The following is a 25710-nucleotide window of genomic DNA, read 5'->3' on the forward strand; positions in this document are numbered from 1 at the left end:
TCTTATTTAGTTATGCGACTCGTTAGAGTGAAAAATCCGCCAGACGCTCGTTATTCGCGAGCTCCTCGCTTCGAATCGTTTCCTGACACTCATCAATTTGCTGTAGCCAAGCTTGCTCATCCCACAGCTCAAACTTGTTTAACTGTCCCACCAGCATGATGCGCTTATCTAAATTGGCATATTGCCTTAGCGGCGGTGGCAGTAATATGCGCCCGTTGCCATCGAGTTCGACCTCATGGGCATAACCCAGCAACATGCGCTTAAGGGATCGTTGGGTTTTGTCGGTATCTGAAAGCTTGAGTAACTTAGCTTCGATCAATTCCCACTCGTGGATGGGATAAAGGAGTAAACACGCAGATTGAATATCGACTGTGATGACGATGCGGCCTTGGTGCTCTAGCTGCAAAGGTTCGCGGTATCGCACTGGAATAGCGATCCGTCCCTTTGTATCTAAGTTGATAGCACTGGCTCCACGAAACACGCTAATTCATCCTATCCTTTGATTTTTGATCCACAAATATCCACTATTTCCCACAAATGCTAAGTTTAGGGATAGTAGACAAGCATTGTCAAGGGATGGGATCCTTTTATAAAGCCAGTCGGCAAGCGGGTTAGCAGCATGTTGAGCCCATAACTTAGCGACAAAGTTTTGACAAAAAGATCAGCGAAAAATCAGCTAAACGATGGAAAGCGCAGGAATAAAATGCGAACAAAAAAGCAGCAGCCTTTTGCTTTCAGGCAGTTGCAATGCAATATTTGCCATAACGTTTCGCTAAATGTGGGATTTTCCCGTTAGACAAATCACGCTAGACTCACAAAACACAACAAAATAGACTCATTTTTTACATTCGCATAAGCTTATAGATCGTCAATTTCTAGCATAAATCGCTGAAATATTATTTTTGATTGCGGATTTATTCTGCAATTTAGGAAGGCTTTTATTTCACGATTGCGAGGAAGATCAAAACTCCCGCGGGATAAACTCAAAGAATAACGTTATGACAGCGACTCAGATCCGTACCTGCCACAAGTGGTTTGCACTGATAACCGCCATTCAATTGCTGATCTGGCTAGGAACGGGTACCTACATGGTGCTGATGGATATAGAGTTTATTCGCGGCAAACCACTGGTAGATAAGGCAAGTACGGCGATATTCCAAGTGGATGCGCCCGCCTACAGCTTTACAGACTTTATTAAGGCACATCCCGATGCGACGGATATCAGCCTGTATGCGAATCAAGGCACACTCTACTATCGCGCCAATATCGCGGGAAAATTACAACGCTTTAGCAGTGAGACGGGCGAAGTATTACCACTGCTTGATAAACAGCAGGCGCTCGAGGCTGCGCAGCGAGTCTATACGGGTCAGGCTAAATTTATCGGCTCGACATTCATTGAGCAGAACGCTCCGAGTGAAATCCCTGCCCGCGTGCTCCCGGTTTGGCAACTGACGTTAGACGATGCCATGCACTCGACACTCTATATCTCGGCAGTCACTGGACAAGTGGTCAGCGCGCGCCATGATTATTGGCGACTCTTCGATGTGATGTGGATGCTGCATATTATGGACTACGAGACGCGGGAGAATGTGCATAATCCGTTACTTACGCTAATGACTAGCCTCGCCCTGTTGACCGCACTCTTTGGTATCGCCTTGGCCTATATCAGTTTTCGAAACCAAAATCGTGAGGAGGCTGTATGAGCTTCTCGACTCTTCGCCATACCAGCACCGCTGGCAGCAAGCATTCCATCAGCTTACTACTGCAAACCTTACATAAATGGCTCGGACTTATCGTTGGCCTGCAATTATTGATTTGGGTCGTGACTGGACTCGCCTTTAACCTAATTGACGATAGTTTTTTGGACGCGAACCCATATCGCGCCACTCATAAAACGGCGAGCCCCACTACTGCACTCGCCCCCACGGAAAACCTACTGCAACAATATCAAGCAGAAGGCATTATCGAACTTAAGCTAACCTCAGTGCTGAGCCGCGCCGTGTATGCCCTCACTACAACTCAGCAAACTCGCTGGTTTTGGGCGGACTCACTCAAGCCGCTATCCTTGAACGATGCTGAGATAGTCGCGATTGCCAAACAGAGCTACTCGGGCTCAGGTGAACTCAGCGCACCGCAAATCCTCACCCGCGAAACACCATTCGATGCCAGTGGCCCAGTTGCCATGCTAACAGCCGCAGATGAAGTCGGAACGCGGATTTATATCGATACCGCCTCGGGTGCGGTTCTTGCTCACAAAAATCGCCAATCGGATCTTAAGGATCTGCTCTTTATGCTGCATTTTATGGATTATGCTCCCGATAATGGCATTGGTTTTAATCACTTATTGGTACAAGTTGTCAGCATTGCCGCGCTGTTGTTAGGTCTTTCGGGGATTTACATCCTTGGGCATAAATTCCATCAAGGTCAGTTATCCCTGCCATTCTTGAGGCGCAAAAACTCCATAGGAAAACTGGCGCTTTTTACTCAAGACACTCAGCCGCTCGCCGAATTCACCGATCTCAATGGCACTTATTTAGAGAGCATTAATCGAGGGCGTGAAAGATTGAGAACCCAATGCGGCGGTGGCGGACGCTGCGGTCTGTGTAAACTCAGGTTTGTCGAGCAGCCACCCAGCCCCAATGATTATGATCTGGATAAACTCACCGCCACAGAGCTAGCACAAGGCATTCGCCTAAGCTGCCAACACGAGGCACATCCTGGCAAACTTGAATTAGCCACCAAAGCCCAGCACAGATATTGGCCACAGTCAGAACAGTAAAGGAGTGTCGCCTACAGGCTTAAATCGGCGTATAGTCTAAATATTAAGCAACTCCGGCCGATAAGCAGCTAAGAGGTCATCAATTAAGGAGGCGCTATGAGTGGATTGGACAGTCTTTACGCTATGCTGGCACAGCCAGCAAAACCCGTATTTACCCCCAAGCGGGTCGTCGATCAGGTTAGCGGTGCGACCGCCAATGCGCCCGATAGCCATGAAACCCCGCAGTCGCAATTACCGCCCACCTTAGATGTGAAAGTCAGAGAAAGACGCAAAAACAACAACGCCAGTCGCAATAAAAAACGCCGCGCATCGGACAAACAGCAGGATTTAAAAGAGGGTGTGGTGCTAGAAGTCACTGACGATACCGCTGACACAGCACAATCGTCCAGCAAACACATCATCGATATCGAAGTTTAACTTACTGCGATTAAATGAATAAGGCGCAACCTGAGGGTGCGCCTTATGTGTTTCAAGCCTAAAAAAAACTAAGAACGGGTTCTGGCCACCGCATCTTGCCAGCCCGCATATAACCGCTCCCTTTGACTCGCATCAATATTCGGTTTGAAGTGTTTATCGATACAGGCCTTATGCTTAAGTTCGGTCACTGATGTCCAAAAGCCAACCGCCAGTCCCGCTAAAAAGGCTGCGCCAAGCGCGGTAGTCTCACACACGCTCGGTCTTAAAACTTCAACGTCGGTGATATCCGCTTGAAATTGCATGAGGAAGTCATTAGCAACTGCGCCGCCATCCACCTTAAGGGATTTAAGCCGCTCACCACTGTCCTTAATCATGGCATCGAGTAAATCTTTACTCTGGTAGGCAATCGACTCTAATGCCGCGCGGATAATATGATTACGGTTGGCGCCACGCGTTAACCCAAACAGTGCGCCACGGGCATTAGGATCCCAATAGGGAGCGCCAAGCCCGACAAAGGCAGGCACTAAATACACGCCATTAGTATCCGCGACTTTAGAGGCAAAATATTCGGTATCGCTGGCATCGCGGATCAGCCCCAGCTCATCGCGTAACCATTGTATGGTCGCGCCGCCCATAAACACTGAGCCTTCAAGGGCATAATTCACTTCACCTTGAGCGCCTACCGCCACTGTGGTTAATAAACCATGGGATGAACGTACGGCTTTATTGCCTGTATTCATTAATAAAAAGCAGCCAGTGCCATAAGTGTTTTTAGCCATTCCCGGCTCGACACAAAGCTGGCCAAAGAGCGCCGCCTGTTGGTCGCCCGCGATCCCCGCGAGTGGAATTTCGCTGCCCTCACCGGCAATACGGGTTGTGCCATAGACACTGCAGGAAGGTTTCACTTCAGGCAGCATAGCGGCAGGAATATCGAGCGCCTCAAGCAATGTCGTGTCCCAGCTCAGGCTGTGGATATTAAACAACAGCGTGCGGGCAGCATTGGTGGGGTCGGTCACATGTACTTTGCCTTCGGTGAGTTTCCACAGCAACCAAGTATCGACCGTGCCGAATAAGAGCTCGCCTCGTTTGGCCTTCGCACGCGCATCCGGCACATTATCGAGGATCCATTTGATCTTAGTGCCTGAAAAATAAGGGTCGAGCAGGAGTCCCGTATTCTCCCGCACATAATCTTCTAAGCCTTGGGCCTTGAGTTGCTCACAGATCTCTGAGCTGCGGCGACACTGCCACACAATGGCATTGTAGACGGGTTTGCCAGTGGCCTTTTCCCAGATAATGGTGGTTTCGCGCTGATTGGTGATACCAATGGCCGCCACTTCATCGCTGTGAATCCCCGCTCTGGCAAGGGATTCGATCAACACCGAACTTTGGCTCGCCCAGATCTCCATGGGATCATGCTCCACCCAGCCGGGGTTTGGATAAAGCTGAGTAAACTCCCGCTGCGAAACGCTGACAATATTGGCATCGTGGTCAAACACAATCGCTCTTGAGCTGGTTGTGCCTTGGTCTAACGCCACTACGTATTTTTTCTGCACACGACTATCCTATTTGTCCTCTGCCATATTCAAATCGGCAGATTCTTAATGACTCATTGATTATGCTCTGAATATATTCGCAATTGGCGGCCATGACTAGCCAACATCTGGCAAATGCGCATCAAGCCACGTTATTTTAGGCACAAAAAAGCCCTGAAGATTCAGGGCTTTTTCATCAGCGATGATGATTACATCTTGTAGCTCATTTGGATACCGGCTAACCAAACATCACCACTCGCTTCACCGTTGAAACTCACTGTAGCAAGGTTAAGCAGATTTTGCTGCTCGTTGATTGGCGCATCACCCGTGGCACGGATATAGGTCAGCGCGAAATCAACATTCAGGTTTTTAGTTGCCTGATAGCCCGCACCGACAGAGAACCACAGACGGTCTGAGTCAGGGATAGTCGTAGTACGCCATTCATTAGTGGCCGCCGTTTTATCTAAGGCCATACCCGCGCGCACTAACCATTCATTGCTGACTTGATAGGTGGTACCTAAGGCAAAGCGCCAGTTATCTTCAAAGTGCTCTTCTTTGACTAAGTCAGACTCTAAGTCACCCTTTGGTTTAACTTCGCCAGGGAAGTAAGCCACTAGCTGATCGAATACGCTCCAATCGGTCCAGTTAACGCTGGCATGCATTGCCCAGTTATCCGTTAATTGGTGATAAGACGACAGCTCGGCAAATGCAGGCAGTTCGAGCGGAATGTAACCTTCAATCGACAGATTTTGGCCGCCATCGTAAATCACACCTGATGCATGACCTTCTAAATCAAGCTTTACGCCGCTGTGATAGGCCAGACCGACACGGTGTGCAGAATTAATCTGCCAGCTCGTGCCTAATTGCCAACCGTAGCCAATGTCGTCGCCTTTCATGCTTTTCAGCTCAGTGCCACCCGGTGGTAGCATGGCAGACACTTGTGCTGGTAGTGCGGGCTTAATGCCATCGACCCAACCCGGTAACGAGGCACCGATTTCACCTTCACCGTAAACGATACGTACACCACCACCTACGCTGACAGCATCATTTACGCGGTAAGCGATGTTAGGGTTAAACTCAACTGTGGTCACCGCAGTTTTATTACCGAAAATCGCCGCAGCGTGGGTTTTAGGTAACTCGGTTGACAGACCATAGTTAGAGTTAACCGCCAGACCCCAAGTCCATTGGTCATTTAACTGATTGGAATAATAGAAGTTAGGCACTAACGCATCATCGGCCACATCTAAGGCATCCCCGCCTTTCATTTCAACGGGATTTGGGCCCAGTAATGGCGAGCTTAAGCTCACATCACCTTTAACATCCACGTTAGGCATAACATAGATACCACCCGCAGACAGCTGACGGCCTTCTAAATAGGTCAGCATTGCTGGGTTGCGGCCTTGTACTGAAGCGTTATCGGCAATTGCGGCTTCACCAGCAAAGGCGCGGCCTAAACCCGTCGCTGAGTATTCAGCCAGTTGGAAACCCGCAGCATGGACTTGAGTCGTTGTGCTTAATAAGGCCGCAGTCACAGCCAAAGTCAGAAGACGTTTTTGCATTGTTATTCTCAGAAAATATTATTGTTATCTGTGCCAGTAACTTGGTCACAATGGCGTTCACACAAAATAGAGCAAACACTCCAGATTGAATGCGAGGGAGTTTACCGATGCAGAAGATGTTTGCAACAAGCGGGAATAAAACAGACAAAAAAACTAGCCATCAAAAGACATTCAATATTTTTAGTGAGATAAATCACTTTTAAAACAAGAACAACGAGTGAAAACGCGAAGTGTCATTTGCTGAAAACATTTTCAAAGTTACTTCACTTACAATTAAATTTATTTAAAAACAATGTACTAATAGACATAAAACCAATAAACACTTGTAAGCCATTTTATCCATTAAAATTCAGCATAAATCACTAGTGATAATTTTGTTTGCGAGACAGGAAAGACTGTGTTCATTTTAAATCAATAAATACAACAAATTATACTTAAGCACTTAAGCATAGATAATAAAAACGCCTAGTTTTCGAACTAGGCGTTTAAGATTAACTTCCATTAAGGTACAAGTGTTCGCCGAATGCTTAGCATCGCCAACTTGGGATTTGTGATTCGTACTCGCCTATCTGCACTCCGTGGGACAAGGTCAAGCCAATGGCATCTAAACCATTCAGCAATTTATGCCGCGCCGACTCGGCCAACGTAAAGCTAAACTCAGCTCCCGAAGGCGATGTCACCTTACAAGTCGTTAAGTCCACGGTGATTTGTGCGCCTTCTTCGCTCGCCACCTCATCCATTAACTGACGCACTTCATTCGCGCTCAGCTTCACTGGCAACAAACCGTTATTGATGGAGTTTCCATAAAAAATATCGGCAAAGCTCGGGGCAATAATGGCGCGCAGGCCAAAATCCGCCAGCGCCCATGGTGCGTGTTCACGGCTGGAGCCACAGCCAAAGTTTTCCTGTGCCAGCAGAATCGACGCACCGCTATAGCGAGGTTTGTTTAGAGTAAAATCAGGATTGGGCACATCCCCGGCATCATCGAGATAACGCCAGTCGTGGAATAAGTGCACACCGAATCCATCCCGTGTCACCTTAGATAAAAATTGCTTCGGGATAATTTGATCGGTATCGATATTGGCGCTGTCGATCATGACCGCAAGCCCGGTATGGCTAGTAAAAGGTTGCATTAACTTCTCCTCTTGGGATTACGGTTAGTAAGGTTTACGGATATCGACAAAATGCCCAGCAATCGCCGCCGCTGCCGCCATCGCAGGACTCACCAAATGGGTACGGCTACCACGACCTTGGCGCCCTTCGAAGTTACGGTTGCTGGTCGAGGCGCAGCGATCGCCCGCTTCTAATCTGTCATCGTTCATCGCCAAACACATAGAGCAACCCGGTAAGCGCCATTCGAATCCGGCCTCGATAAAGATTTTATCTAAACCTTCGGCCTCGGCCTGTGCCTTCACTTGGCCAGAACCCGGCACTACGATTGCCGTAACGCCCGAAGCCACTTTACGCCCTTTGGCCTGTTTCGCCGCGCTGCGCAAATCTTCAATCCGCGAGTTAGTACAAGAACCAATAAAGACTTTGTTAATCGCAACGTCTGTCATCGGCGTGCCAGCGGTTAAGCCGATATAGTCCAAGGCCTTTTCCATGCTAGCGCGAATCGTCGGATTTGCCTCATCGGCAGGATTAGGCACGGGCGCATCGATGGCAACCACTTGTCCAGGGTTGGTGCCCCAAGTCAACTGCGGCGCGATATCGGCCGCATCTAACACGACGGTGGCATCAAACTCAGCGCCAACATCGGTTTTCAGCGCCTTCCAGGCGGTGACGGCCTCTACCCAATCTTCGCCCTTTGGCGCAAACTCACGGCCTTCTAGGTAATCGAAAGTGGTTTGATCCGGCGCGACCATGCCCGCCTTAGCGCCCATTTCAATCGCCATATTGCAGACTGTCATGCGCCCTTCCATCGACAGTGCTTCAATGGCCTCACCACAAAACTCAACTACATAGCCAGTACCGCCATCCATACCTATCTTACCGATAATCGCCAATACGATATCTTTCGCGGTCACGCCATCGGTGACCTGACCACGGACTTCGATTTTCATGGTCTTGGCTTTTAATTGGCGCAGGGTTTGCGTCGCCAGTACATGTTCCACTTCGGAAGTGCCGATACCGAAAGCCAAGGCGCCAAAGGCACCATGAGTCGCCGTATGGGAATCACCACACACAATCACTGTGCCGGGTAAGGTGATACCAAGCTCAGGCCCCATCACATGCACAATACCTTGATTAGGATGGTGAATGTCATATAAGCGCACACCGAAGTCTTTGCAGTTTTGCGCCAAGGTCTCGACCTGAGTGCGCGCCATAGGGCTTAAGGCATCTAAGCTAGCACTGCGCGTTGATGTGTTGTGATCCATGGTCGCGAAGGTTTTCTCTGGAGCGCGTAACTTACGCCCCGCCACTTTTAAGCCACTAAAGGCTTGGGGTGATGTCACTTCATGAACCAAATGTCTGTCGACATAAATGATCGGCGCTTCGCCCTCTGGGGTTGCCACAACGTGGGCATCCCACACCTTTTGATACAGGGTTTTCGGAGCGTTTGATGTTGAAGGAGTCGTCATTACACACCTGCCTTAACTGCATCGGCGATAAAGTCGCCCATTTCGACTGTCGATTTGGCCTTATGGCGTTGGTCGCTACTTAATAGCTCACCGGTTAAATAGCCAGAATTGAGCGCCTTACTCACGGCACGTTCAATCGCACTTGCCGCCTCTTCTTGCTTTAAGCTGTGGCGTAGCATCAGTGCAGCCGACAAAATTTGTGCAATCGGGTTAGCAATACCCTTTCCGGCGATATCCGGCGCGCTGCCACCAGCGGGTTCAAACAAACCAAAGCCAGTACTATTCATACTCGCCGAAGACAACAAACCCATGGAGCCGGTCAGCATGGCGATTTCGTCCGATAAAATATCGCCAAACAGGTTAGAGCACAGCATAACGTCAAACTCATCGGGGCGGCGCAGCAACTGCATGGTCGCGTTGTCGATATAGATGTGTTCCAGCTCAACATCGGGGAAATCCACCGCCACTTCTTCTACTACTTGGCGCCACAGTACCGAGCAAGCTAAGACGTTTGCCTTGTCGACCGAAGTGACTTTTTTACGGCGACCGCGGGCGGCTTCAAAAGCAATACGCGCAATACGGGCAATCTCGCGGCGACTGTAACGCATGGTATCGAAGGCTTCTTCGCTCTCTCCTTCACCTTGGCGCCCCTTAGGTTTACCAAAGTAGATCCCACCCGTTAACTCACGCACACAGAGAACATCGAAACCTCGGGCAGAAATATCGCTGCGAAGCGGTGACATATGTTCTAAACCATCATGCAATTTCGCCGGACGCAGGTTACAAAACAGTTCGAAGTGACCCCGTAGCGGCAGCAATGCACCACGCTCTGGCTGCTCATTCGGCGGCAGTTTTTCCCATTTAGGACCGCCGACTGAACCGAATAGAATGGCATCGGCCGCTTCACAACCTTTCAGTGTTGCCTCAGGCAATGGACAACCATGGTTGTCGATGGCGATACCGCCGACATCATATTCAGAGTATTCAATGTTAAGACCAAAACGTGCCTCAACCGCCTTTAACACCTTACGCGCCTCGGCCATCACTTCTGGCCCAATACCATCCCCGGCTAATACTGCAATTTGATAACTCATACGCCCGCTCACTCCTTCAATGTGAAAATTTTATGCTCGATATCGCTTGGGTTAGACGCCACCCAGCTCTCTGTTTTTATGCATATTCTGTTTGTAATCTGCGACTTTATCGGCACGGCAAGTCAGGTTCATCACATGCACTAACGCACGGGCTGATGCCTCAACCACATCGGTCGCTAACCCAACACCGTGGAAATTTTGTTCATGGTAAACCGCGGTAATGTCGACCTGGCCAAGCGCATTTTGCCCCTCGCCCTTAGCACCCAATTTGTAGCTGATGATATCGATACGACGGTCCGTCGCACGGGCAATGGCGTTATAGGCGGCATCGACGGGACCATTACCGGTCGCAGCTTCGGTTTTAATCTCTCCGCCGACATCGATGCGTACAGTAGCCGTGGCCACGCCTTCGGTGGAGTCGGACTGCACCACTAACTGCTGTAATTGATAGAAGTTATCTTCCGCCGCTTGAGCTTCCATAAAGGCTAAGGCTTCTAAGTCATAATCGAAGACTTGACCCTTTTTATCGGCCAAATGTAAAAACTGTTCGTACAGGGCATCCAGATTGAAATCCTGCTCGCTGTAGCCCATTTCCTCCATGCGATGCTTAATCACATGGCGACCTGAGCGCGAGGTCATATTCAGGTTGTTACGGTTTAGGCCGATGCTCTCTGGCGTCATGATTTCATAGGTGTTTTGCGCCTTTAACATACCATCTTGGTGAATCCCCGAAGAGTGGGTAAAGGCATTCGCGCCCACAATCGCCTTATTCGACTGAATAGGCATATTGCACAACTGGCTGACCAGATTCGACGTGCGGTGGATCTCTTTAGCATTGATCCCAGTTTCAACTCCCAGCAGATTCTTACGCGTCGCTAAGATCATGGCGATTTCTTCTAGGGAGCAGTTACCCGCACGCTCACCAATACCGTTCATGGTACATTCGATTTGGCGAGCACCATGCTGTACGGCGGTAATCGAATTAGCCACCGACATGCCTAAGTCGTCATGGCAGTGAACCGAGATAATGGCTTGATCGATATTCGGTACGCGATTAAACAGGGTTTGAATAATGCCCCCAAACTCGCTTGGCACTGTGTAGCCCACGGTATCAGGGATATTGATGGTACGAGCCCCTGCGTGAATCGCCGCTTCTACCATACGGCACAGGTTGTCGATTGGCGTGCGCCCCGCATCTTCGCAGGAAAATTCTACATCATCGGTAAACCTGCGGGCATACTTCACTGCGCCTACCGCCATCTCCAACACTTGCTCGAATGAGCGCTTTAACTTGCTCTCCACATGGATAGTCGAGGTGGAGATAAAGGTATGAATACGGAACTGTTCAGCCACCGATAATGCTTGGGCTGCGGCATCGATATCTTTTTCCAAGGCGCGGGATAAGGCGCACACACGGCTATTTTTGATGGTACGGGCAATAGTCTGCACCGACTCAAAGTCACCGGGGGAAGACACGGGAAACCCGACTTCCATTACATCCACACCGAGACGTTCTAACGCCATGGCGATCTGTAACTTTTCTTTGACCGACAGGCTTGCCGCTAACGCCTGCTCGCCATCACGTAAGGTGGTATCAAATATAATTACTCTGTTAGACATCTCGCTTCTCCATGGAACGTCACCGTTCATTATTTAACTTTTGCCGTATTCAGATACAAAAAACCCCGCAACATTGGTGCGGGGTTTATGAGTGTTTTGCCTATCTATCGAGCGAGCAACACTAAGACCTCCGCGTTTGTGGCGCGAGAGAGAGAAGGAGGAGGTCGAGTTTGCTGCTAATTCTATTCATTTAAATTAAATATTTATTCTATTGACTCAAAATAAGGACGGTTAATATTTAACTCGCTTGCTTAAGTGTGTCAACCCCAATTTTTTTCATGTTCTTCGAGTTATTTGCTGCAAAATAGCAAAATTTACCCATATTCACTCGACAAGACTCTCGTTAATCCCTTGTCAGTAGAGAAAAATCCACAAAATGGCTCAAGTCAAAATTTGAACAAAAAAATCATTTTTTATGCAAAAAAGCCTTGAGACACGTTATAATCCTCGCCCGCGGTTACGGATATTAGAATTAATGCATGGTATGGAGCAAAAAATGGATTTTCGCGTCTTAGCGCTTAGCCTGTTGTTATGGCTATTCCCTTTTGGGGTCAGTGCTAACGACCAACTCGATGCACTTGCTGAACTGATTTATCAGTATCCGACCAAGGCTTTGACGCAAATTAGCGCACTAGAGAAACAACAAACCACTGATAACTCTAGTGATATTGATAGGCTTCGCCTCAGTATGCTCAAGTGCCAAAACTTGTTGCAATTAGGGGAAAATGAAGCGGCAATCAACCTTGCCCAGATGGGCGAAGCCAGTGCCAAACAGCTAAAACTCGATCAGGCACGTCCCTACTTTTTGAATTGTCAGGCCGATGCCTATCTCAATTATGATAATGTCCAAGATGCCTTACCCTTGCTCGATTCAGCGATTACCCTCGCGAGACGTTATCAGCAACCTCAAGCCCTAATCGATGCACTGCGGTTAAGGGGGCAACTCGATACCAACACGGATAACTTCTCCTCCGCCATCGAAGATTTGCGCATCGCTATCGATATTTATCCCGATATTCATACCCAGACTCAAAATTGGGTGTGGCCGCCGCAGGCCTATGTCTATGCCGCTATGGGCAGTTTGCTCTACGCAACCCATGATTTACCCCAAGCCATGTATTACACCAATATGGCACTCAACAGTCCCGATGCTAAGGGGAAGGCACGGCATGTGTTACTACTAAACGCATCGCGTCTCGCGTTAGATAATCAAGATAGAGAATACAGCGACCAACTGGAGAAACAGGCAAAAGCCTTGTTACCCGAAATCGGCTCTCCCTTAGAACTGGCTTATAGTTATGCCGTTTTGGCTTCAATCGCCCTCGATAAGGGACGAATGGACACTGCCGAAGAATACATCTCCATTGCCATGAACACTTTTAAGCTGCAAAACCAACGGGCAGCGATGATGCGCTCGACCCGTTTATTGGCACAGATCCGGTTTGCACAACATAGAGATGAAGCGGCGTTAGCCCTTATGAACTCCGCCATAGAGCAGGGAGAGTCATTAAAGCAATACTCTGATCTAAAGTGGTTTTATGGCATTTTGAGCGATTATTATCAAACCCACGACAACTACAAACTTGCCTACGAGTATTTGCAAAAACGTTTCGATGCCACAGAGCTTGCTAACGAGTCGATGAATAACACCCGTATCCTGCAATTTAAGGCCAGATTAAATCAGCAAGGACTACAACTGGCGAGCAAGGAGAATCAGCCAACTCACACCTCGGTACTGAAAGAGCTCAATATCGATTGGGCCTATAGCACGCTATTTTTAGTCGCCATGGCCTTCTTGGGCGGTGCCATTTGGTATTTCATTGATAAACAAAATAATCGTGCACCATCAGCTGGATCAGACAGCCAAAATCTGCCACCACAACAACTACTCGAGTTAACACTTCACAGCGCTAAGCAGGGCGATTATCCATTGTCGCTGTTGCTGCTCAATGCCAGCCAAATTCGCCAAGTCGATCTACCCGCGCTAATGGATAAGTTACAAGACAAGCTACGTGAGCAGGACAAACTATTGCGGTATTCGATGGATGAAATTGTGATAGTGCTACCTTACACCTCCGCCCGCGGCGCACAACGAGTCGTCAACCAATTAACGCCCACAATTCAAACATCACAAGGATCAAGCAAGGTCAATATCGGGATTGCAGTGATGCAACAGTTTGATACGTTGGATTCTTTAGTGAAACGTGCCAACATCAATCAACTCAGCAAACTCAAGGTGACCGATACACAAAACGACTACTCCCCCGCTAAATAAGCCGCGATTTCATCAAGGAACTCACCGCCAAATCGACTGAGTTTACGTTCCCCCACGCCATTAACTGCCAGCATTTCCCCAGGGCTTGTCGGCATCATAGCCGCCATTTCCGCTAAAGTAGCATCGTTAAACACCAGATAAGGCGGCACATCCTGCTCTTCGGCAATGGTGCGGCGCAGTGTTTTAAGGCGGGCAAATAACTTGCGATCATAGTTAAGCGGCACTCTCGACTGTGTCGTTTTACGCTTTATGCTGGTGAGTTGGATACGCGGCTCAGCCAACATCAACGCCACCTCTCCCTTCAATATTGGCCTTGCAGAGGGATTTAAGGTGATGGATGAGCCACGAGTAATATCTTGACTCGCTAAGCCTAAATGGATCAGTTGGCGAATAACACTCAGCCAATACTCATGGCTCTTATCTTTACCAATTCCCCAAGTGCTGAGCTTATCGTGGCCACGATCAACAATCGCAGCGCCCTTAGAACCTCGCAAGACTTCGATTAAGTGATTAATACCAAAGCGTTGTCCGAGTCGATAAATACAAGAAAGCACCTTCTGCGCATCTTCGGTGCCGTTATAACGCTTAGGCGGGTCAAGACAAATATCACAGTTACCACAGGGTTCTAATGCGCTTTCATCGAAGTAATGCAACAGCACTTGGCGCCGACAGGTTTGCGCCTCGGCAAAGGCGGCCATGGTATTGAGTTTATGGAAATCCACCTGCTGCTGCGGCCCTGGCTCCGACTGCTCAATAAGATGGCGCACTCGCCCAATATCGGCAGGATCAAACAGCATAAAGGCTTCGGCCTCGAGTCCATCGCGCCCCGCTCGACCGGTTTCTTGATAATAGGCTTCGATGCTCTTAGGAATATCGTAATGCACCACAAAGCGCACGTTGGATTTGTTAATCCCCATACCAAAGGCTACGGTGGCAACCACGATATCAATTTGATCTTTAAGGAAGCTATCCTGCACTTCGCCGCGCTCTTCTGCCGTCATGCCCGCATGGTAAGCCTTAGCATGAAACCCTTGCAGGGTGAGCCTTTCTGCCACCTCATCCACACGGCGTCGACTGCTACAGTAGACAATGCCGCTACTGCCATTTTGTTGCAGTAAAAACTGTCGTAATTGATTCGCGGCATTGAGTTTTTCGGCAACCGTATAGCGAATATTGGGCCGATCGAAACTCGATAGTAATTTAAAGGGATTAATCCCTAGGCGCTCGCAAATATTTTGTCGCGTCGCCTGATCCGCGGTGGCGGTGAGCGCCATCATTGGCACATGGGGGAAGAGCTGCTTTAACTGCCCAAGGGCGGCATATTCAGGTCGAAAATCGTGTCCCCATTGACTGATGCAGTGCGCCTCATCAATGGCAAACATGGATAGCGGCAGGGAGCGCATGCGCTCGATAAAATCGCCAGTAAGTAAGCGTTCAGGAGACACATAAAGCAGTTTTAGCTCGCCTCTATGCAGCTGCCTCAGCACCTCTACACTCTGCTCCCGCGGCTGCGAGGAGTTTAAATAGGCGGCATTGACCCCCGTCTGCAACAGGCTGTCGACCTGATCTTTCATTAATGAAATCAGTGGTGAAACCACGATAGTAATGCCAGGCATCAGCAGTGCGGGCAATTGGTAACACAGACTCTTACCGCCGCCAGTGGGCATGATCACCAGGCAGTCCTCACCACTGCATACACGTTCGATAACCTCGCGCTGACCGTCCCTAAAGTCACGGTAGCCAAACACCTGCGCTAGGCGTTGCGACAGCGGATCATCATGTATGTCGAGTAACTGAGTTTCCATGGATCTTCTAGCTAAAAAGTAAGGGCGCCTATTCTAAAGGACAGAATCGCTCCTGTCTTGCGCCATCTTGCCCAAACTGCCTCCGCGCGAACAACTATGGAATAGGCTTAGCCTACTTTCACGGCTTATCACAACGCCTAAAACGATTTCCCCACACAAAGGCTTAAGTTGCATTAGGCATAGGCTTGGCTGTAGATTAATTGCTCTAAGTCGAACGCCATTGTGCGTGTTTCGACCCTATTCTAAGAAGCCCTACAGCCTACAAGGACGAACAGCATGACAAACCCAATTCAAGCCGAAGTACTCAAACGTGTTGCCGAAGTGTTTGACCAGCACGTACCGTTTCATAATTTATTGGGTCTAGATATCAAGCGATACGACATAGATGGCGTTGAAGTGGTGATCAATATGAAGCCAGAGCTCATTGGCAATATTCATCAACAAATTCTCCACGGTGGTGTCACCGCCACAGTGCTTGATGTCGTAGGAGGGCTCACCGCCTTTGCAGGACTGGTCGCTAGCCGTGATGATTGGACGGTTGAAGAGTTACAGCAACGGCTGCAAACCTTAGGCACTATTGATATGCGTGTCGATTACCTGCGCCCCGGGCGTGGACAGATTTTCACTGGCACCGGCAGTGTGATCCGAGCTGGCAATCGCGTCTCGGTCTGCCGAATGGAGTTACACAATGAGCAAGGAACCCATATCGCCTTCGGCACTGGCACTTATATGGTGGGCTAGTCCCTTGTCACCCATCGTTTTTTCAAGATTAATTTACCGCATTCGACAGCAATAAACTAAAGGGAAATATCTAGATTAATCAGATATTTTCCCCTTTTTAATCGCTAGCGTTCGCCATTAGAGACATCCTGTAACGAAAAAGGAGGCTGCACACACCTTGAGTCGAGCGGCGTACACTCCTACAATCGCCGTCCTGTTGTTTTTCGAAGATTTCTCATGCCTGATACTGAATACCGCAAAGGGATCCTACTCGCCGTCAGTGCTTACTGTATGTGGGGGTTTGCGCCTTTATATTTCAAACTGCTTCATCATGTTTCTGCGACCGAAATTTTATTGCATCGGGTGATCTGGTCATTTGTATTTATGGTGATCATCATGATGTTTATTGGCGGTTTTGGCAAACTGCGCCAACTATTTAAACAACCAAAACAACTGCTTGTACTGACAATCACCTCCCTGTTAATTGCTGGGAACTGGCTGCTTTTTATCTGGGCCGTTAATAATGATCATATGCTCGATGCTAGCTTAGGCTACTTTATTAACCCACTGCTTAATGTATTGCTGGGCATGCTGTTTTTGGGAGAAAGATTACGTAAGCTGCAATGGTTTGCCGTTGCGCTAGCCAGTACTGGAGTGCTAATTCAGTTGATTTCATTTGGCTCAATCCCCATTGTCTCCCTCGCCTTAGCGGGCACCTTCGGGGTATATGCTCTGCTACGTAAAAAGGTCAACGTGGATGCTAAATCGGGTCTGCTAGTCGAAACCGCCATTCTGCTACCGGTCGCATTGGTTTATCTGGTTGCGACCTTAGATAGCGCCACGGCGAATATGCTCACCAACGATTGGCACCTTAATTTATTGTTGATGGCAGCCGGGATTGTTACCACGATTCCACTATTGTGTTTTGCTGGTGCAGCGGTACGCATTCCATTGTCTATGCTCGGCTTTTTCCAATATATCGGCCCGAGTATTATGTTTATCCTCGCGGTAACCTTATTCAATGAACCCTTCGATGCCGAGAAGAGCATCACCTTTGGTTTTATCTGGAGCGCCCTGCTAGTGTTCACCTTCGATATGGCTTATAAACGAAAAACGGCGCGATAACATCACGCCGTAGCCCACAGTCACAAAAGTCGGTCATGGTTAAGTGAGCGTATAACTTAACCGCCTACTTTTGTAACTGGGCTAAAAACTTCTCGCCCTCGGGCACAGACAAGAGCAGATTGTAGCCTCGTGTCGTTGGCACTAACACTAGCTCGGATTTATCCGTCACTGCCACAAATGCCTTGCCCTTCCCCTTCAAATTAAACCAGCCAAGTTGATACCCTGGCATACCTATACCATTGGTTTTAAAGCTGGGTACCAAATCCGCCTCCAGCTTCAAGTCGATAAGACGCGCCTGCTCGACCAACAGTTCGGAACGCGCTAATTGCACTTTATAGAAGGGAATATCGAGTTTTAGCTCGGTGTCGGTTAGCGCGATTTCAGCATTATGGGATTGATAAAACACCCAAGAAAATCCGCCAATTGTAGGAGAGGAATAAAGTTTCATACTAAGCAGTCAAGTAACCCTGTTTGTACCGTTTTAAATGATACTCACCCAGAAATAAAGATTCATACTAATTCCTACTACAAAGTCTGAGTCACGCTACAACTGAGTAATAAAGTATCATACTGGTTGTCTTGGGCATCCACAGAGAGAGCGGTCCCATTCAAACACGTTTCTGGACATAAACGTGATAGACCCTTTGCTCTAATTTTGTCATTTCGGATTACCCAAAGTATGGCACCACCTCACAGCTTGCTGTCCATAACAGTAGAAACTCTCAATTGCGCCAGCCCGCCTTGTTTGTTTTGCTTCCACTCGGCTATCGCTTCTTCATCAATCCAAAAGGTTAAAGAACCACGGTTTATTAAGGCTTTGTTGTACTGCGTCCAGTTGGTTGTTTTGTAACGAGGTTTAGGGATGATGCGAATAAGTCCCTGATATGAGATCATGTACTCATCCAGTTTGCCAAGGAACAGGTCAGCTCATGGAACATCAACTCACATTTGCCGATAGCGAATTCTCCAGTAAACGCCGTCAGACCCGTAAGGAAATCTTCCTGTCTCGGATGGATGCGATTCTTCCTTGGGCAAAACTCCTTGCTGTTATCGAACCTGTTTACCCTAAAGCTGGCAATGGCCGCCGTCCTTATCCATTGGAAACCATGGTGCGTATCCACTGCATGCAGCACTGGTACAACCTAAGTGATGGTGCCATGGAAGATGCGCTCTATGAAATTGCATCAATGCGCTTGTTTGCACATCTATCCTTAGATAGCGCCATGCCTGACCGCACGACCATCATGAATTTTCGCCATCTGTTGGAGCAGCATAAGCTGGCCCGTAAGATACTCAGCACCATAAACCAATGGCTCAGTGAATGCGGTGTCATGATGACGCAAGGCACGTTAGTTGATGCAACGATTATCGAAGCGCCGAGCTCAACTAAAAATAAGCAAAACCAACGTGACGGCGATATGCACCAAACCAAGAAAGGCAACCAATGGCACTTTGGGATGAAGGCACATATCGGCGTCGACGCCAAAAGTGGCTTAACCCACAGCTTGGTGACCACGTCAGCGAACGAGCACGATTTAAATCAGCTGGAAAACTTGCTACACGGTGAAGAACAATTTGTGTCAGCCGATGCCGGTTATCAAGGCGCAGAAAAGCGCAAGGTACTTGCAGATAAGAAGGTCGATTGGCTGATAGCAGAACGTCCGGGCAAAGTCAGAACCCTCAAGCAACATCCACGTCTCAATAAAGTGCTCATCAGAACTGAGTAGTTGAAGGCTAGCATTAGAGCTAAGGTAGAACATCCATTCCGCATCATTAAGTGCCAATTTGGCTTTGTGAAAGCTCGCTATAAAGGCTTGGTGAAAAACGATAATCATCTGGCGATGTTATTTGCGTTGGCCAACATCGTCAGAGTGGACCAGATGTTACGCTATGAGCCGAAGACTACCTAAAATCGGGTAGAAGCCAGAAAACTGGCTAAAAGTGGGATAAAACTGCTGTTTTTTTGCCCAAGACGGGAAAATCGGTGCGGAAAAAGTAGAGGAAGAAACTTCGGTGAATTTAAACCGCAGCGTACTGACTTAATCGCAGGTTCCTTAGGCATGAGGCTACGACGATTAATGGGTGTAGCCGATCAGATCGTAGCTTATTGATTTAGTTTCATCGATTTAAGCAACAAAGCCAATCCAACCGACATTAGGAGGTTAACTCTTTAAGCGTTTGATATAATTCCAGCGGCTTATTAGTTCCAACTACGATTGAAACACCTGAGCGAAAGTCAATTTTAACTCCTTGGAAGCCTGATATATTGTATATAGTTCCTTCAGATGAAATTCGTACTCCCCAACCACAGTACCACTTATTTTTTACCATAGTCACTTTGTTAACATTTGAAAGATCAAACCTCTTTTTAAATAGACCAACTCCGTAACTTAAAGTTAGTTGTTTATCTTCAACACTCACTCTTAACTTGAAGGTCATTAAAAGAACAATACTTAATATAACTATTAAAATTATAAAGTCGTTTTCGCCTTTAAATTCTTGCATACCGAACTTGTTAATCGCAAAAACTGATGCCAAAGTAACGAAATAAATTATAAAAAAAGGATACCCTATTTGATTATTTAAGTAACGCATGAACAACTCTCCTTTATAACAAGTTTTTCTAGGATATACGTTTAGACATGAACTCATTAGCATGGTATTTCATAAGCACGTTTGGCATATACTTCTCATAGTTTTCCTTTAGTGCCGACACAATTTTAGGATCTTTGTGTAAATAAACACAAGATTGACAGTTGTGAGAAACTGTACCAATGGAGTTTCCTATGTATCCACTACCCATTAATTGTTCAATTATTGAAGTTGGGCCGTCAACTTTAATCCAAATTTTCAAAAAATCATTCAATTGCTCATCATAGGCTTTTCTCAGAGCGTCTTTATCACCGATATTACCGATTTTCATCTCAGGAATGTGCTCAAAAGTTAAACCACAACACCCAGATATCCTGCCATGAGGAGTGACAACTAAATTAGTGAATATTTGTTCGCAACCCTGCATCAAATCTTCTTGATGAATTTGCACACCTCTATCTACATAATCTTTTTTGAAAGGCATCCAAGTGTTATTTTGAATCTTCAGATTTTTAGTAGATACTAATTCCGATATCACTGGATTTGCCGCGATGGTTTCCCTACAAGATGAGGTTTCAGTATCTTTTTCAACTGTTATCATGGTCCAAATACCTAACTCTGTACATGCTTTGGCAGCGTTAATAACCGAACTAAGAGGTACGTACTCTTGATGGTCAACCCCCGTACTGAAGTTAATTTCACTTAATCCAGCGTCTTTTAACTGTGCAACAATTTTTCTTGCATTCGAAAGTGTATTACCCCAATAACCATTTGTTACGCAACGCGATTTCTTTCCATTTAATGTTACAGCTTGAATGCCAGCATAAAGGTCACTTTTAAGAGTAAAACATTCGCCCCCACTGAACACTATTACCTTAAGATCAGGGAATGAGGTGCAGCCTGAATCAATTATCTCCAAAATTTCAACTTTAGATAATCTAGATTTCAAATTTGGATTGGACTCAAAACAACACTCTTTACATGCTGCTGTACATCTATAAGTAGGAAGAATGGTAATTGTATTTGGAGATTGTTGATACATATTATTCACCAATAATTTAAGGATAAGGAAACTTGTCGTCATGCCTTTACTTTAAATTTGGCAGCTTAATAGTATCCAGCTCATTAATAGCAGATTGAATTATATAATCAAGATTATCTTCATTATCGATTAAACCAAGATTGTACGCCGCAGTATAAAAAGCTCGCAATTCACTCTTAGCAATGTCTTTATAAATATAATCACTTAAATTAGGAATGCCTGATGCTTGTGCTGCGGAAAATGCTACCCCTTTGTTGTTAGCAATGGTTGTGTTTGACAATGCTACTTTTCCAAACTCGCTGTCTCTAACATCTGGATTATTTGGTAGTGAATAAGGATCTTGAGAACCCCAAACATAAGTCCCTGCATAAACTACCAAGATCACCGCAACAGCAACGTTAGTAGCAGCAACGGCATTAACTGCAACTGCAACTGCAGAAATGCACGTAACACAAGCCTGAGTATAGTCACCTTCATCGCCTAATCTGACTGAAGATAAGTTATTAGTCAGGAATAGTTTCTCATATTCACTTTTATTTTGTTCAATATAGAATTGATATTGAGGCACCAGCTTTGAAAAGTCATCTGCATTAACGAGATTATAATCAACCAACAATTGGACAAAATTGTCATAATCTCTAGTACTGCTTGCTTCTCTAAATCTTGGGTCACTCACCACTTCTAGAAATTTAACACTTGGGTTGGTATCTATTTCTGATAAAGATATCCCCATCTCCTTAAGAATTTCCTCTTTATTATAAATGTAATCTTGAGCATATTCTGGATCTGAATACATACGCTGAATATGATTACTAATTGCTAAGTTTTGCTCTGTATTTATAGGTAGCCTTATAAGGCTGCTTTCTTCAATTTTTGGAGGCTGTTCAGACAAGCTATCTGGTGTGCCATATAAGCCATCTGAATCATGTGCAATGGCTTTTACTGGAATAGATAAGGCTGCAGTGCCTAATATAGCAAGAGGTAGTTTTTTCATTTTAAAATCCATTTATTAATAATATCCATCGATAAGAAATTAAGAGATGAAATTAAAATTGTCAACATCTTTTTTTCTGAATTCGGGAACTAAATCTGTAGCTAGTGATCAGATCGAAATCACTCACAATCTAATTAGTCAACTACTATGCCAAAACTGAATCGCCACTGATATCGTAGACACTTTTTGCATTACTAAAATTTAGCCAACAGGCCAGTACTAAGCAGAGCTAGTTAAGTCATACGAATTAAGGAATGGGGCAGAACTTTCTTAGAGCCATAGCATCCGTAATCAAAAAAGGCAGCGTACCGATTGGAGAACGCCGCCTTATAGTATGACACTTTAATACTTAGTATGAATCTTTATTACTTGGTATGAAACTTTATTCTACTCACACACCAATCATTACTAACAAGATGCCTAAGCTCGCCGATTTAGCCACTTTCGGCATAGGTTTAACCCACAACATCCACAGTACGCCTGCTAAACCTAACAACAAGATAATAAAGCTTAAAATTGAAGTTTGAGTCAGAGGCGCGAGGGAGAAAAACTGAGTCACCATGGTGGGCAGTCCTTAAGGAAGAAAAGCTTAATCTGCCAACAAAGACATATTATGTCAACAAAAATGCCAGCGCTAGGCTGGCATCTTATCAAGCATAAAAAGCTTACAGATCAAGGGCGAGAATTTTAGAGCGGCGCTGATAGTTATACAACTGCTTTTTCTTCTGCGGCAATGCATCCACATCTTCAATCACAAAGCCATGTTCTAAGAACCAGTGAATGCTGCGGGTAGTCAAGGCAAACAAACGGGAATAACCCCGATGACGCGCCTGACCTATGATGTTTTTCAGCAGCAGACTGCCCCTATCCGCATCGCGATAATCTGGATGCACCACTAAACAGGCAAACTCACCGGCGTTATCCTCCTCGAACGGATACAGGGCCGCGCAGCCAATCACTAAGCCGTCTCGCTCAATCAACATAAACTGCTCGATCTCAATCTCAAGCTGCTCACGGCTTCGGCGCACTAAAATGCCTTGCTCTTCCAGAGGACGGATTAAATTCAATATGCCGCCAATATCGCTAATCGATGCGCGGCGCAGGCGCTCAGCGCTTTCTGTCACGATTTGCGTGCCTATGCCTTCGCGGGAGAACAACTCCTGCAGCAAGGCACCATCATCAAGATAGCTAACCAAATGACAACGGGGTACCCCATTACGGCACGCATCAATACTCGCCTTGAGGAAAGCCATCGTGCCCACACAGGCAGAACCTTGCTCAGCAAGTTTAGTCAGAATATTTTGCGCATCATTTGGCATTAATTCGGCAATCACATCGCCATTGCGATCGAGGATGCCATTTTGCGAACTAAAGCCAATCATCTTGTCGGCCTTAAGCTTGATAGCAACCTGAGTGGCAATCTCTTCGGCCGTGAGGTTAAAGCTTTCGCCAGTGACGGATGCAGCAATCGGCCCCATCAACACGATACAGTGGTTATCGAGCTGACGCTTAAGCCCTTGAGTATCGATACGGCGCACTTTGCCGCTTAGACAAAAATCCACACCATTATCGACGCCCAGTGGCTGAGCAATCACAAAGTTACCGCTGACTAAGTTAATTTGCGCACCTTGCATCGGCGTATTGCTTAAACTCATCGATAAACGCGCGGTAATATCAAACTGTAATGCACCCGCGACTTGCTTAATGACTTTGAGTGAGTCTTCATCCGTGATACGTACACCTTCGTGGTAGGCGGGTTCAATCCCATTGGCGGCTAACGCTGCATCGATTTGCGGCCTCGCGCCATACACCAACACCACTTTAATACCCAAACTGTGTAACAACGCCACGTCATTCAAAATGCCGCGAAATTGATTTTGTGCTAAAGCCTCGCCACCCAACATCACCACAAAGGTTTTCCCTCTATGGGCATTGACGTAAGGGGCAGAATGACGAAATCCATCAACCAGTTCAGTGGTACGCACGCGTTGTTTACACCTCATATTTGAGCTGGCAATGCCAACATGACACACCAGGAGTGAATGACTAAAACACGCGTATAGTATTGCATTTTAATTCACCAATAAAGAATTTATTCTCATTAAAATGCAGTTTTAATACAATAAAGTGCTTATATTTTCAAAAAATTGCATTTTTGATAAATGATCACATTTTTTTAACTCGATGTGATTTAGCTGCACTGGCCAAGTATGGGACAGATTTATCTCAACTTGATGACTTGAAGCCAAAAAAAGACCAAAAAAAAGCCCCTTAGATAAGGGGCTTTTCTCGAAACACTAAACAAGGATTACTTGATTTTTGCTTCTTTGTAGATAACGTGCTGACGAATAACTGGATCAAATTTTTTGATTTCCATTTTTTCTGGCATGTTACGCTTGTTTTTTTCAGTTGTGTAGAAGTGACCAGTTTTAGCTGTAGAAACTAATTTGATCTTCTCACGATTACCTTTAGCTTTAGCCATGATCTATTACACCTTCTCGCCACGGGCACGAAGTTCAGCAACAACAACTTCAATACCTTTCTTATCGATCAGACGGATACCTTTAGTAGATACACGTAACTGTACGAAACGTTTTTCTTCTTCTAACCAGAAACGGTGGTTTTGCAGGTTAGGTAAAAAACGACGACGGGTCGCGTTTTTTGCGTGCGAACGGTTGTTACCAACCATCGGCTTCTTGCCAGTAACTTGGCATACTCTTGACATGTCAGTCTTCTCCAAAAAACAATTTTAACGCTCGAGCATTAATGTACCTCGTATGGCCGTCGCCCGAGGCACAAAGAGGGCGCATTTTATACACGATCATAGAGGTAAGATCAAGCGTTAGATTAATTAATCCAGCCTCGTTCCGCGAAGGAAACTATCTCTCGATCACCAACAACCATATGGTCCAGTAAGGATACGTCTATGGTTGCTAACGCATTTTTTAATCGCTCAGTTATTCGTCTGTCAGCCTGACTGGGCTCGGCAATACCAGACGGATGATTGTGACACACTATGACGGCAGCAGCCTTTTTCTCCAGCACTAGGCTCACCACTTCACGTGGATACACCGAAGCTGAATCTATTGTTCCGCGGAATAATTCGACGAATTGAATCACTCTATGCTGGCTATCCAGCAGCAAAATTGCGAACACTTCATAGGAGCGGTCAGCTAATTGTCTCATTAAATAATCCCGAGTTAAATCGGGATTTGTCAAAACCTGACCTCTCTGCAGGTTTTCTTGTGCCACACGCCTCGCTAATTCAGCCGCGGCTTGAAGCTGGGCGTATTTTACAGGTCCCACGCCCGGAAGTCGACACACCTGATGCTTTGGTGCGCAAAGTAAGCTTCTTAATCCACCAAATTCATGAATGAGTGAGCGCGCAAGGTCGACCGCATTCAAACCGCTCAGCCCATTTCGCAGTAAAACGGCCAGTAATTCTGCATCCGAGAGATGGGCGGCGCCTTTTACTAGTAATTTATCCCGCGGGCCTTCGCCCTCGGGCCAATCCTTAATCGCCATACGACCTCCCTGTCAGCGCGAATTTTCACTTTAGACAAGTATGGACGAG

General features: G+C 46.7%; 22 protein-coding genes and 3 pseudogenes. 7 read left to right on the forward strand and 18 right to left on the reverse strand.

Going from position 1 to position 25710, the window contains the following annotated elements; translation table 11 throughout:
- Positions 1-22: 22 nt before the first annotated feature.
- On the reverse strand, positions 23-481 hold the full coding sequence (gene mraZ / locus N7386_RS19415; protein WP_011624306.1) for a division/cell wall cluster transcriptional repressor MraZ: 459 nt from the start codon (positions 479-481) through the stop codon (positions 23-25).
- A gap of 517 nt (positions 482-998) precedes the next feature.
- On the opposite strand from mraZ, the gene N7386_RS19420 reads away from it, so the two are divergent.
- The 3 genes from N7386_RS19420 to N7386_RS19430 all read left to right on the forward strand — a co-directional run bounded on the left by N7386_RS19420 (position 999) and on the right by N7386_RS19430 (position 3196).
- Positions 999-1703 carry a peptidase gene (locus N7386_RS19420; protein WP_279770435.1) on the forward strand — a complete coding sequence of 235 codons (705 nt, stop codon included), beginning with the start codon at positions 999-1001 and terminating at the stop codon, positions 1701-1703.
- Entirely contained in the window at positions 1700-2779 is a 1080-nt protein-coding gene (locus N7386_RS19425; protein ID WP_279770437.1) for a PepSY domain-containing protein, read from the forward strand. The genes N7386_RS19420 and N7386_RS19425 overlap by 4 nt, the downstream gene beginning before the upstream one ends.
- 96 nt (positions 2780-2875) lie before the next feature.
- Positions 2876-3196 carry a hypothetical protein gene (locus N7386_RS19430; RefSeq protein ID WP_279770439.1) on the forward strand — a complete coding sequence of 107 codons (321 nt, stop codon included), beginning with the start codon at positions 2876-2878 and terminating at the stop codon, positions 3194-3196.
- A gap of 68 nt (positions 3197-3264) precedes the next feature.
- On the opposite strand, the gene glpK is transcribed toward N7386_RS19430, so the two are convergent.
- From glpK to leuA, 6 genes are all read right to left on the reverse strand, one after another.
- Positions 3265-4749 carry a glycerol kinase GlpK gene (glpK, locus tag N7386_RS19435; protein WP_279770441.1) on the reverse strand — a complete coding sequence of 495 codons (1485 nt, stop codon included), beginning with the start codon at positions 4747-4749 and terminating at the stop codon, positions 3265-3267.
- 188 nt (positions 4750-4937) lie between these two features.
- On the reverse strand, positions 4938-6287 hold the full coding sequence (locus N7386_RS19440) for an outer membrane protein transport protein (protein ID WP_279770443.1): 1350 nt from the start codon (positions 6285-6287) through the stop codon (positions 4938-4940).
- A gap of 527 nt (positions 6288-6814) precedes the next feature.
- Positions 6815-7420 carry a 3-isopropylmalate dehydratase small subunit gene (gene leuD, locus N7386_RS19445; RefSeq protein WP_086903068.1) on the reverse strand — a complete coding sequence of 202 codons (606 nt, stop codon included), beginning with the start codon at positions 7418-7420 and terminating at the stop codon, positions 6815-6817.
- 24 nt (positions 7421-7444) lie between these two features.
- Positions 7445-8869 (reverse strand): 3-isopropylmalate dehydratase large subunit, encoded by a 1425-nt coding sequence (gene leuC / locus N7386_RS19450; RefSeq protein ID WP_279770445.1) that lies wholly within the window; start codon positions 8867-8869, stop codon positions 7445-7447.
- The gene (leuB, locus tag N7386_RS19455) at positions 8869-9963 is read right to left on the reverse strand and encodes a 3-isopropylmalate dehydrogenase (protein WP_220054048.1); all 1095 of its coding nucleotides are present in this window, start codon (positions 9961-9963) and stop codon (positions 8869-8871) included. Before leuB ends, leuC begins: the two co-directional genes overlap by 1 nt.
- A gap of 51 nt (positions 9964-10014) precedes the next feature.
- Positions 10015-11583: a 2-isopropylmalate synthase gene (gene leuA / locus N7386_RS19460; protein ID WP_011718510.1), complete on the reverse strand. Its 1569-nt coding sequence runs from the start codon at positions 11581-11583 to the stop codon at positions 10015-10017.
- Between the two features lie 496 nt (positions 11584-12079).
- Here leuA and N7386_RS19465 point away from each other — a divergent pair, with 496 nt between their 5' ends.
- A complete protein-coding gene (locus tag N7386_RS19465) occupies positions 12080-13858 on the forward strand; it encodes a diguanylate cyclase (RefSeq protein WP_279770447.1) in 1779 nt (592 codons plus the stop codon).
- On the opposite strand, the gene recQ is transcribed toward N7386_RS19465, so the two are convergent.
- A complete protein-coding gene (recQ, locus tag N7386_RS19470; RefSeq protein WP_037422886.1) occupies positions 13840-15663 on the reverse strand; it encodes a DNA helicase RecQ in 1824 nt (607 codons plus the stop codon). The genes N7386_RS19465 and recQ overlap by 19 nt on opposite strands.
- A 276-nt stretch (positions 15664-15939) precedes the next feature.
- On the opposite strand from recQ, the gene N7386_RS19475 reads away from it, so the two are divergent.
- Positions 15940-16404: a thioesterase family protein gene (locus N7386_RS19475; RefSeq protein WP_011718513.1), complete on the forward strand. Its 465-nt coding sequence runs from the start codon at positions 15940-15942 to the stop codon at positions 16402-16404.
- Between the two features lie 216 nt (positions 16405-16620).
- Positions 16621-17508, forward strand: coding sequence for an EamA family transporter RarD (rarD, locus tag N7386_RS19480; protein ID WP_279770448.1), 888 nt, complete (start codon positions 16621-16623; stop codon positions 17506-17508).
- A gap of 64 nt (positions 17509-17572) precedes the next feature.
- Here rarD and N7386_RS19485 read toward each other — a convergent pair.
- A pseudogene (locus N7386_RS19485) lies at positions 17573-17932 on the reverse strand (PH domain-containing protein); the annotation flags it as partial.
- Positions 17933-18249: 317 nt separating this feature from the next.
- A pseudogene (locus N7386_RS19490) lies at positions 18250-18372 on the reverse strand (IS5/IS1182 family transposase); the annotation flags it as partial.
- 65 nt (positions 18373-18437) lie between these two features.
- Here N7386_RS19490 and N7386_RS19495 point away from each other — a divergent pair.
- Positions 18438-19418 (forward strand): annotated as a pseudogene (locus tag N7386_RS19495) (IS5 family transposase).
- 244 nt (positions 19419-19662) lie between these two features.
- Here the strand turns inward: N7386_RS19495 and N7386_RS19500 are convergent.
- From N7386_RS19500 to radC, 8 genes are all read right to left on the reverse strand, one after another.
- Positions 19663-20103: a hypothetical protein gene (locus N7386_RS19500; RefSeq protein ID WP_140906933.1), complete on the reverse strand. Its 441-nt coding sequence runs from the start codon at positions 20101-20103 to the stop codon at positions 19663-19665.
- A 28-nt stretch (positions 20104-20131) separates the two neighbouring features.
- Positions 20132-21142, reverse strand: coding sequence for a radical SAM protein (locus N7386_RS19505; protein ID WP_279770450.1), 1011 nt, complete (start codon positions 21140-21142; stop codon positions 20132-20134).
- A gap of 46 nt (positions 21143-21188) precedes the next feature.
- The gene (locus tag N7386_RS19510; protein ID WP_279770452.1) at positions 21189-22136 is read right to left on the reverse strand and encodes a hypothetical protein; all 948 of its coding nucleotides are present in this window, start codon (positions 22134-22136) and stop codon (positions 21189-21191) included.
- A gap of 391 nt (positions 22137-22527) precedes the next feature.
- On the reverse strand, positions 22528-22698 hold the full coding sequence (locus N7386_RS19515; protein WP_279770454.1) for a hypothetical protein: 171 nt from the start codon (positions 22696-22698) through the stop codon (positions 22528-22530).
- Positions 22699-22801: 103 nt separating this feature from the next.
- A complete protein-coding gene (gene argA, locus N7386_RS19520; protein ID WP_055647679.1) occupies positions 22802-24121 on the reverse strand; it encodes an amino-acid N-acetyltransferase in 1320 nt (439 codons plus the stop codon).
- A 323-nt stretch (positions 24122-24444) separates the two neighbouring features.
- Positions 24445-24618 carry a 50S ribosomal protein L33 gene (gene rpmG, locus N7386_RS19525; protein ID WP_006079871.1) on the reverse strand — a complete coding sequence of 58 codons (174 nt, stop codon included), beginning with the start codon at positions 24616-24618 and terminating at the stop codon, positions 24445-24447.
- 6 nt (positions 24619-24624) lie between these two features.
- Positions 24625-24861 (reverse strand): 50S ribosomal protein L28, encoded by a 237-nt coding sequence (gene rpmB, locus N7386_RS19530; protein WP_006079870.1) that lies wholly within the window; start codon positions 24859-24861, stop codon positions 24625-24627.
- A gap of 122 nt (positions 24862-24983) precedes the next feature.
- On the reverse strand, positions 24984-25661 hold the full coding sequence (radC, locus tag N7386_RS19535) for a DNA repair protein RadC (protein ID WP_011624904.1): 678 nt from the start codon (positions 25659-25661) through the stop codon (positions 24984-24986).
- Positions 25662-25710: the final 49 nt, after the last annotated feature.

The sequence above is a fragment of the Shewanella sp. GD04112 genome (assembly GCF_029835735.1).
GTDB lineage: Bacteria > Pseudomonadota > Gammaproteobacteria > Enterobacterales > Shewanellaceae > Shewanella.